This is a genomic window from Cumulibacter manganitolerans, assembly GCF_009602465.1.
Taxonomy (GTDB): Bacteria; Actinomycetota; Actinomycetes; order Mycobacteriales; family Antricoccaceae; genus Cumulibacter; species Cumulibacter manganitolerans.
In genome coordinates this window covers 1-8,657 of sequence record NZ_WBKP01000087.1, presented here as the reverse complement: position 1 = coordinate 8,657, position 8,657 = coordinate 1, and the positions used below count along the sequence as shown (strand labels likewise).

General features: G+C 73.0%; 7 protein-coding genes. All 7 read right to left on the bottom strand.

Going from position 1 to position 8,657, the window contains the following annotated elements; all coding sequences use genetic code 11:
- Positions 1-405: hypothetical protein (locus F8A92_RS19155; protein WP_228389556.1), on the bottom strand; the 405-nt coding region annotated here is incomplete at its 3' end.
- A 27-nt stretch (positions 406-432) separates the two neighbouring features.
- The gene (locus F8A92_RS19245; protein WP_267130058.1) at positions 433-567 is read right to left on the bottom strand and encodes a DUF6760 family protein; all 135 of its coding nucleotides are present in this window, start codon (positions 565-567) and stop codon (positions 433-435) included.
- A gap of 8 nt (positions 568-575) precedes the next feature.
- On the bottom strand, positions 576-962 hold the full coding sequence (locus F8A92_RS17780) for a phage tail assembly protein (RefSeq protein WP_153506520.1): 387 nt from the start codon (positions 960-962) through the stop codon (positions 576-578).
- 1 nt (position 963) lies between these two features.
- Positions 964-1,398: a phage tail protein gene (locus tag F8A92_RS17775; protein WP_153506519.1), complete on the bottom strand. Its 435-nt coding sequence runs from the start codon at positions 1,396-1,398 to the stop codon at positions 964-966.
- 54 nt (positions 1,399-1,452) lie between these two features.
- Positions 1,453-3,618, bottom strand: coding sequence for a phage tail sheath subtilisin-like domain-containing protein (locus F8A92_RS17770; RefSeq protein WP_153506518.1), 2,166 nt, complete (start codon positions 3,616-3,618; stop codon positions 1,453-1,455).
- A gap of 50 nt (positions 3,619-3,668) precedes the next feature.
- Complete coding sequence (locus F8A92_RS17765; protein ID WP_153506517.1) at positions 3,669-4,562, bottom strand: Pvc16 family protein; 894 nt, start codon at positions 4,560-4,562, stop codon at positions 3,669-3,671.
- Between the two features lie 62 nt (positions 4,563-4,624).
- Positions 4,625-8,657, bottom strand: a 4,033-nt coding sequence (locus F8A92_RS18730; protein WP_194291575.1) for a hypothetical protein, incomplete at its 5' end; no start/stop codon positions are given.

The window sequence follows — 8,657 nt, the reverse complement described above, 5'->3', positions numbered from 1 at the left end:
CACCGTGATCGCCGGCCGCGGCTGCGCCGGCCCGGAACTGTCGAGGGACCGGGTCCGGCCGCCCAGCGGTGCGCGGGTCGCCAGACCCCGCGCGACCGGGGCCGGGGCGTCCCGACGACCGAGAGCGAGCGGCCGTGGACTCCGCACCGGCCCGCGCAGCACCGGACGGGCCGCCGCGCGGCTCGGGCGCGCGGCGGTGGATGATCCCGCCGGCCCCGCGACGGTGGTCGGCCGGAGGACCGTGAGCATGCGGCGCGTGCGGCGCGCGTCGACGTATCGACGTGCGTCGATCCACCGGAGGCTCACCGAACGGCAGCGCGCCGTCAGCGGCAGCGGCGCGACGCGTCGTGGTGCGGGGCGGTACCGGGCGGTGATCCGGTCTGCGAACGATGTGTGGCGGGGCATGCTCGCCTCCTTCCGGTGTCGGGGCGGCTAGTCGGCCGCGTCCAGGGCGTTGGCCCGCTCGTTGAGCGCCGAGACCTGCGTGGCCCAGAGCCGCCGGTCGCGGTGCTCGAGGCTCATCACTTCGTCGTGCGACCAGTGCAGGTGGTAGCAGAGAAAGGCCACCTCCTCGATCAGCTGATCGACGGGGTAGCCACCGATCCCCCCAGGCTCTCCACCTCCAGATCGAAGCTCTGCCGGCAGTTCGGGCACATCACGCTGCGGTTGCCGTCGTCCACGCGGTTGATCTCGTTGTAGAGGTCCTGCAGGTACGCCAGGTCTGCGGCGAACAGACCCTCGATGACCGCCGGGGTGATCTGCTCGACGCCTTCGAGCTCGACGACCACACGGGACAGCAGGATCACGACGAGGTACGCGCTGTTCTTCTGCACCCGGGGATCGCGCAGCGGCAGGATCTCGTCGCCGGCCGTGGCGAGCCGCATCGTCCCGGTGCGGCGCAGCGCGCCGTCCGCGTCGACGTACCCCATCGGGAGGGTGAAGGCGTATTCGGTCCGGAACATCTCAGGCCCGCTCGATGCCCTCGTGTGCGAGCCCGAAGGTCTCGATCGCCACGTCGTTGCCCTTGGCCGAGAACTCCGGTGCCGACCACTTGGTCGGCCACGCGTTCACGAAGTTCCAGCGGACCTTCTCGTTGCCCGCCAGGTCCATGACGACGATCGAGCCGCTCTTGCGTTCGACGGTGCCCAGCGCGCCGCTGCGCATCCAGTCGTACAGCTCGCGGTCGTCGGTGAGCCCGCGCTTGAGGGTGATGTTGCTGTACTTCGCCATGCCCGGCAGCTTGCGCATCGTCGTGTTGTCGCCGCCTTCGCGGTACTCATGCACATCGATGGTCGTGTCGAAGCCGCTCGCGTCGGCGAAGCCGGCGCGGGTGATGCCGTCGAGCTCGACGAGAAACGTGAAGTTCGCGTAGGGGTCGACGCGGTCTCCGGTAGCCATGTCGTGTGCTCCTGTCGTGTCGGTGGGTTGGCCGCTCGGCGCGGGCGGGGCGGCCTAGGACTCGGTGACCTCGGCGCCGCCGTCCCAGATGCCGATCCGCAGGACGATGAACTCCGCGGGGTACGTCGGGACGACGCCGACCTCGATGTACAGCCGTCCGAGCGCGCGGGTGGACGGCGGGTTGAGGGCCTCGTCGATCCGCACGTAGAAGGCCTGCTCGGCCTTCGCGCCGAACAGCGCGCCGTCCTTCCAGACCTGCGTCAGGAAGTTCGTGATGGTCCGCTTGAGCCGCTGCCACAGCGCGAGGTCGTTCGGCTCGAACACCGCGCCGCGCAGCGACCGCTCGATCGACTGCTCGAGGAAGATGAACAGCCGCCGGATGTTGACGTACTGCCAGTTCCGGTCCAGGTCACCGGCGGTGGTGCGGGCGCCCCACACGACCGGCTGGGCGCGTCCGGGGAAGACCCGCAGCGCGTTGATGCCCATCAGGTTGATCGGCCCCTGCTCGGCGTTGCTGAGCAACGTCTCGACGCCCAGTGCGCCGCGGACGTTGGTGTTGGCCGGCGCCTTGTGCACGCCGCGGGTCTGGTCGGTCCGCGCGTAGATCCCGGCGAGGTGCCCGGACGGCGGCCAGACCTCGGACACCCCGGTGAACGGGTGGCGCACCACGATGCCGGGGTAGTACAGCGCGGCGAATCCCTTGACCGAGCGCACCTGACCGAACTGGCTGACGATGCCGTCGATGTCGGCGCCCGGCACCGGGTCGAGGATCGCGAACCGGTCGTACAGGCGCTCGCAGTGCGCCACCACCGCCTGCTGCAGGTTGGCATCGGTGATTCCCGGCGCGACGACGAGCGAGATGTCCTGGCGGGCGGCGAGCGGGTCGAGGTGGGCGCCCGGATCGTTGATCAGCGCCTGCAGCGAGGCGGCCGGGTCGTCGGCGACACCACCGGCGAGCGGGTAGCTGCCCACGGCCGGCCGCGGGTCGGACCGCGGCGGTCCCGCCGGATCCGGGACGGCGAGCCGGACCGCGGGGTCGCTGACGACCGTGGCCCAGTATCCCGGGTGCCGGGGATCCATGCTGAGCCGCGGGTACGTCGACGTGCTGCCCGCGGAGCCGTCCTGCACGGCGAGGTCGAACTCGGCCGACGCCAGGACCGGCGGGTCTTCCACGTCGTCCAGCGGGTAGCCGTTGACCAGGCCGGGCGCGTCGAGGCTGACGATGTCGCCGCCGGCCGCGGCGACTCGAACCAGCTCGGTGGTGCCGCCCCGGGTGATCCGCAGCAGGGTGCCGGCCGGCAGCACCTGGTTGATCGGCAGCGCGACCGGGGCGGAGATCCGCAGCCGCCGGTTGCCGGCCACCAGGTCGGCCAGCCGCACCGTGCCGTCGGTGTAGTCGTCCGCGCCGGGCAGCGCGGTGGCGAGGGTGATCGTCTTGCCGGACACGCCGGCGACGACGCTGCGGGCCCGGGCCGCGCCGACCGCGACGCGCACGTTGTCGCCCGGCACGATGCCGTGCTCGTCGTCGGCCATGGTCAGCGTCGTGCGGTCGGGCATGGCCTGGATGTCGGCGTCGGGGAGGACCGCCGCAGTGATCGCCGGCTGGGACTGCCCGCCGACGAGGTCGGGTGCCGCGGGCACCGCCGTCTTCAGCACGATCGTCGTCGCGGTGACCGCGTCCACCCGGCGCACGATGCGGTCGGCGCCCTGCACCAGGGTGACGACGGATCCCTTGATGAACGGGCTGCTGTCGGCGACCGTCAGGGTGAGCTTGTCCCCGCTGACCGCGGTGATCGCGCGGCTCGTGATCGCCGCCAGGGCGTCCCCGGATCGGCTGCTGTCGCTCACCGAGACGCTGATGGTGTCGCCCGCCGGGCCTTCGGCGAGCGCGTACGCCTCGAGGGCGACACCGGCGCCGCGGCCCGGCAACGGCACGTGCGACTCCGCCGCCTGCGAGACCCGAACGACGTACGCGGTCGTCCCGCCGTTGAGGAAGAACCCGTACACGCCCTGCGCGAGCCAGGCTCCGGGGACACCGGCGAGGAAGCCACCGAAGGTGGCCTGGAACTTGTCCCAGCTCTGTACGAGGGTCGCGACGTTCCGGGGGCCCTTCTCGGCGACCCCGATGAAGACGGCGGTGCTCGTGCTCACGCCCTCGATGGGCGCGCCGGGAGCGAACTCGTCGATGTAGACCCCAGGGTAGGAGACCTGGACTGCCATGGGACTTTCCTTTCGGTCCGCTGCTTCGGACGTGCTGCTGGATGAGCGATCTAGGGGATCGCGACGTCGTAGTTGCCGGACGCCGCCGGTACGTCGATCGACCGCTCGACGGGTGCCGCGCCGACGCCGTCCACGGTGAGGGTGTAGGTCTGCGGGCGCAGCCCGGTGAAGGTGAAGCGGCCGTCGGCCCCGGTGCGCAGCGCCCGCACGGTGCGGCCGGCGCGGCTGAGCCGCACCGACGCCCCGGGGACCGCGGCGGTCGCCCGGCTGATGGTGCCGGCGATCTGCACGAACACCTCCGGGGTGCCCACGGCGGACCCGTGCCGGCCGTACTCGATGATGCGGGTGGTCACCAGAGGTGCCCCCGGCTGCGTGCGGAGGGTGACCGGGACGGTCAGGGTCAGCCACAGCGCGGGACGCCATCTCGAGCCCTCGCCCATCGCCCCCCAGAACTCGGCGAGCTTTGCGAAGCCCTCCGGGGGGACGATCTCGCTCGGGAGCGCTCCGTCGGCGATCAGCGGGTCGAGCGCCGCCAGCGCGGCCGACCCGGCGGGGTACACGCGCGAGGCGGTCAGCGGTGACGCGTCGAGCAACGCCGCCAGGGCGGCGTACAGCAGCGCGTGCTCGTCGATCGCGGGCTCGACCGCCGGGCTCACGGGGGCCGGGCTCCACGCCGAGACGAGATAGTGGCAGTCGACCTGCGCCGGCTCCGGAACGCGGGCTACCCCGTGCGCCGCGACCGTCGTGCGCCACTCGTTCGAGCGGAGCTCGCGGCGCTCCCGGAGGTCGACCAGGTAGACGTTCAATGCGTTCTTCCCGAGGTTGGCGACCGCGGCGCGCCATGTGTCGTCCGGCGGCTGGAAGCCGACCTGCTCCGCGGCGTCGATCCCCGGCACGGCCCTCATGAGCACCGTGCGCAGCAGGTTGTCCACCTGATCGAGCATGTGTCGATGATCGGCCCGTCCCCGTCACCGGGCTGTGACCGCGGTGTCACGGACGTGCCGGCTCACCAGCGGTTGTTGCGCGCGTACTCCGCGTCCCAGCGCTTGCGGTCCGGCCGGTACTTGTCGGCGCCGGACTCCGGCGCCTTGGCGTCGGCCAGCGCGGTCCTGATGATCGCGACCTGCTGGTCCCATTCCTGGTACATCGCCTTGAGCTCGCCGAGCTTCTGCACGATGAGGATGACGTCCGCCTTCCGGTACCAGTGGTCGTACTCGGAGGCGATGAGCGCGAAGGTGCGCTGCTCGCGGGCCCGGAACGCCGTGCAGGCGTTGATCGCCGCGGTCATCGCCGCCTCGCGATCCGCGCGCGCCGCGTCGGCGTCCGCCTGGACGGGCGCCGGATCCACCCCCGGCGGGACGGCGGCGCCCGCCTTCTGCGTCGGTGCCACCGGCGGCGGCGCGTCCAGCGTGCGTAGCGCGCTGCGCAGCTGGGCGGCTCGCCCGCCGATACGGCGCAGCATCTCGCCGAGCACGGCCGGGTCGCTCACCTCGGACTCCTTCGCGCTGATCGCCTGCTGCAGCGCGGTGAGCCGCCCGAGGTCGGTGCTCAGCCGCTTGCGCGCCTCCTCCTTCTTGCCCGCCTCGCTGAGGGTGCGGCCCGCCGCGACGGGGTCGCCGACCACCAGCTCGTCGTACACCGGCTTCTGGCCGGCCAGCACGTCGGGGAAGTCGTACCGGATGCCGGCGCCCGCCTTGCCGAACGCCGCCTGGATGGTGCCCCCGCGGCGCGAGCCGCCGTTCTGGTAGTCGGCGATGATCCGCACGACCGCCTCGCGGTTGCCGCCGGCGGCGCGGACCCGGCGGGCGACCGCGCGCCACTCCTGGAGGTCCTGGTTCACCAGCCCGCCGCCGTTCAGGAAGGCCTGGGTCCATGCGTGGTCGTCCTGCGCGAGCGCCGTCAGCTTGCCGTAGTCGTCATCGTCCACCTTGGTGCCGCTGGACTCGCTGCGCGTGGCGAGCACGGGGGTGGCGCCGGTGAGTGCGCCGCTGATCGTCGCGATGGGTGCGTCCGCGAGCCGTTTCGCGGTGGCGCCGAGGTCTGTCTCGGACTTCACCGTTCCCGCGTCCCCGGTCGCCTTGCCGTCGGGTCCGACCCGGGCGCTGAACGTGTCGACCCGCCGGCTCGTCACCTTCGGGCCGCCGGGCAGGCTCACCGAGATCCCGCCGCCGCCCTTCGCGGTGATCTCCTTCGTGGCGCCTTTCTCGTCGGTGGTGACCGCCTCCGTCAGGCCGTGCTCCTCGTCCAGCTCGACGCCCACGCCCAGCAGCCCGGCCTGGACCGCGCTGGTGCCGGAGGACCCCTTCGTCGTGGTCGAGGAGGTGACCAGCTTCTTCTCCTTCGCCGCGAGCGCCCGCAATTCCTCGACGCTCGCCGTGCTCATGACGCGCGCGTACTGGTCGGTGAACGGCGGGTCGCGGTCCGGGTCGAGCAGGAAGCTCACCGCCTCACCGGTGAGATCGGTGCGGCTCGCGCTGACGCCGCCGCCGGCCACGCCGTACGACCCGGTCAGGCCGCCGGAGGCGGTGCTCTGCCGCAGCACCTCGAGGCGAATCGCGATCTTGCCGCCCTCCTTGCTGACGGTGCGGGCGATCGAGCCACCGACGGAGTAGCCCAGCTTCACGCCCGCGCCGGCCCCGCCCTTGCCGGTACCGCCGGCACTCGCCGCGACGCCGAGGGTGCCGTCCGCCTTCACCTCGACCGACTGGCCCTCCTTGAGGTCCTTCGCACCCGCGGCCGTGCCCTGGGCGGCGGTGATCTGGGTCAGCAGGGTCCGCGCCTGCTCGAGCGCGCCGTGCGCCGCCAGCTCGATCACCTTCAGCTCCCGGTACGCGCCGTAGGACTGGTTGTCCCGTACCGCGCCGAGGTACGCGGCGGTCTCTTCCTCGCTCATCTTCTGCGTGAAGCTGCCGCTGAGGGATCCGCTCGCGGTGAGTGCGAGGCCGGCGGTGCCCCCGGCGGCGGCGTCGGGGACGGCCTTCTTCTCGGCGCCGCCGCTCACCGCGAGGCTTCCGGCCAGGTTGATCAGCAACCCGACGCGGAACATCGCCGGGTTCGACCCGGGCACCTCCTGGCAGGTGACCAGCACCTTGCCGCCGAGGGTGGCCGACTGCCCGGTGGTGAGGCCCTTGCGGTGCGTCTGGGTCGTCTGCGCGCCGACGGTGCCGCCGACACCGACCTGGCCGGGCCCGGCGATCAGCCCGCCGCTCGCGCTCGTCGTGGTGGTCCGGCCCTTGAGCACGTTCCCTTCCTCGTCGACCGTGGCGCTGCCGGTCGTCGTCGACTTCTTGTAGCCGAGCTGCCCGTCGCCGCGGGTGACGCCGCGGGTCGTCGAGGTGGTGTCCTGCTTGTCGCCGGTCTGGGTGATCGTGGCGCTGGTGCCGGAGACGCCGCCGAGGCCGACGGAGGTGCTGTGGGACGTCGCCGTGGACTTCTTCTCGCCGCCGGGCGCGGCGTCCTCGACCAGCCGCTTGGTGGTGCGTGCCGAGGTGGCGGTGAGGTTGCCGTCGACCACGCCGAGGCTGTGGCTGGTGCCGCGGGAGGTCGTGGTCGTGACGTCGCCGCTCACCACGCGCGCGCTGAGGTCTCGTTCGTGCTTGAGACCGGCGTCGCTCAGGCTCACGGTGCGGGTGTCGGTGACCGTGCGCGACGTGCCGGCATCGAGCCGGCTGGTCACGGTCGCGTCCGTCGACTCGATCTTGCGGCCGTCGGAGGTGATGCCGCTGCGGCGATCGGTGCTCGCGGAGACCGTCTGGGTCGAGCCGCGTCGGGCGCGCAGCTCGTTGAGCGCGGCGTCGGACGCTCCCGGCTCGGTGAGCAGCGCGAGGTCCTTCCGCGCCGCGGAGAGCGACTTCTCCAGAGCGGCTGCGCGGGCCTGCGCCTGTGAGCGGTAGGCGCGCTGTGCCTCGGTGAGCGGCTGCGTCTTCTCCAGCTCGTCGAGCCTGCTCACGGCCGCCCGCACCACCTGCGCCTCGGCGAGCCCGTCGCGCAGCTCGTTGCTCAGCGCGCGCGTGAGGTGCTGGTCCGGGGTCAGCGTGGCACGCACCGGCTTCACCGTGGCCGCCGGACCGTCGAGCGGCGGCCCGGGCGGCACCCGGGCCGGAGGCTTCTTGCCGCCCGCCACGCCGCCGGCGGTGTCGGCCGCCGGATCGTCCTGCGCGGCGGTATCGCGGGTCGGGCCGTCCTTGGGCGATCCGGCCGGCACGGTGGCGCGCGGCGGTCCGGCCGAGACGCGACCGTCGGGGTGCACGATGTACTCCGAGCCGGGTGCGCGGCGGATCTGCACGCCGTCCGGCCGGAACACCCACGTGCCGCCGGGGTCCTTGACGACCAGCGGGACGCCGCGCCGGCGCGCCAGCTTGCCGAAGAACGCGTTGCAGTCGTCGCACATGAAGTCGTCGACAGCGATCGGCTTGCCGGGGTCGAGGATCGCGGCCTGCTTCTCGGCGTGCGAGGCCTTCTCCTGGCCGGGAACCCCTCCGTCCTTCGACGAGTTCGTGACGAACGTGTGGCCGATCTCGGTGCCGACCCGAAGGACCTCCGCGGTGCTCGCGGCCCCGCCGCCACCCTTGGTCCCGAGGCCGGAGTGCTTGCCGTAGCCGCTGCGTACCACCGGGCTCGCGTCCGTCGCGGCCTTGACCTTGTTGGCCGCGAGCGGCCGGCCGAGCCGCTGCTCGATCGCGTCCGCCTCGCCGAGCAGCCGCAGGTCGTCCTCGTCGAGCGGTGCCGTCAGCGCGGGCGTCGCGCCGGAGCGGGACCGCACGATGACCTCCGGCTGCGACGGCTTCTTGTAGCCCTTGCGGACGCCGGACTCGCTGTCGACGTACGTCGAGCCGGGGGTGCGAGGGCGTCCGCGACGGGTCAGCGGCTTGACGGCGGGGGCCGCGATCGGCTCGGCCTCCTCGGGCGGCTCGTCCTCCTCGGAGCAGGCGACGCCGATCCCGGTGCCTGGGCCGACCGACACGCCCGTGTGCCCCCGCGCCGCGTCGGCTGCCGCACGGCGGGCGGCCCGCTCGTGCGGCGCACCGCGTCCGGCGGCC

What these genes read in the sequence shown, in the direction of transcription:
- F8A92_RS17780 (WP_153506520.1), bottom strand. Translation starts at nt 962, where the DNA reads ATGTTCCGGACCGAATACGCCTTCACCCTCCCGATGGGGTACGTCGAC.
- F8A92_RS17765 (WP_153506517.1), bottom strand. Translation starts at nt 4,562, where the DNA reads ATGCTCGATCAGGTGGACAACCTGCTGCGCACGGTGCTCATGAGGGCC.
- F8A92_RS17770 (WP_153506518.1), bottom strand. Translation starts at nt 3,618, where the DNA reads ATGGCAGTCCAGGTCTCCTACCCTGGGGTCTACATCGACGAGTTCGCT.
- F8A92_RS17775 (WP_153506519.1), bottom strand. Translation starts at nt 1,398, where the DNA reads ATGGCTACCGGAGACCGCGTCGACCCCTACGCGAACTTCACGTTTCTC.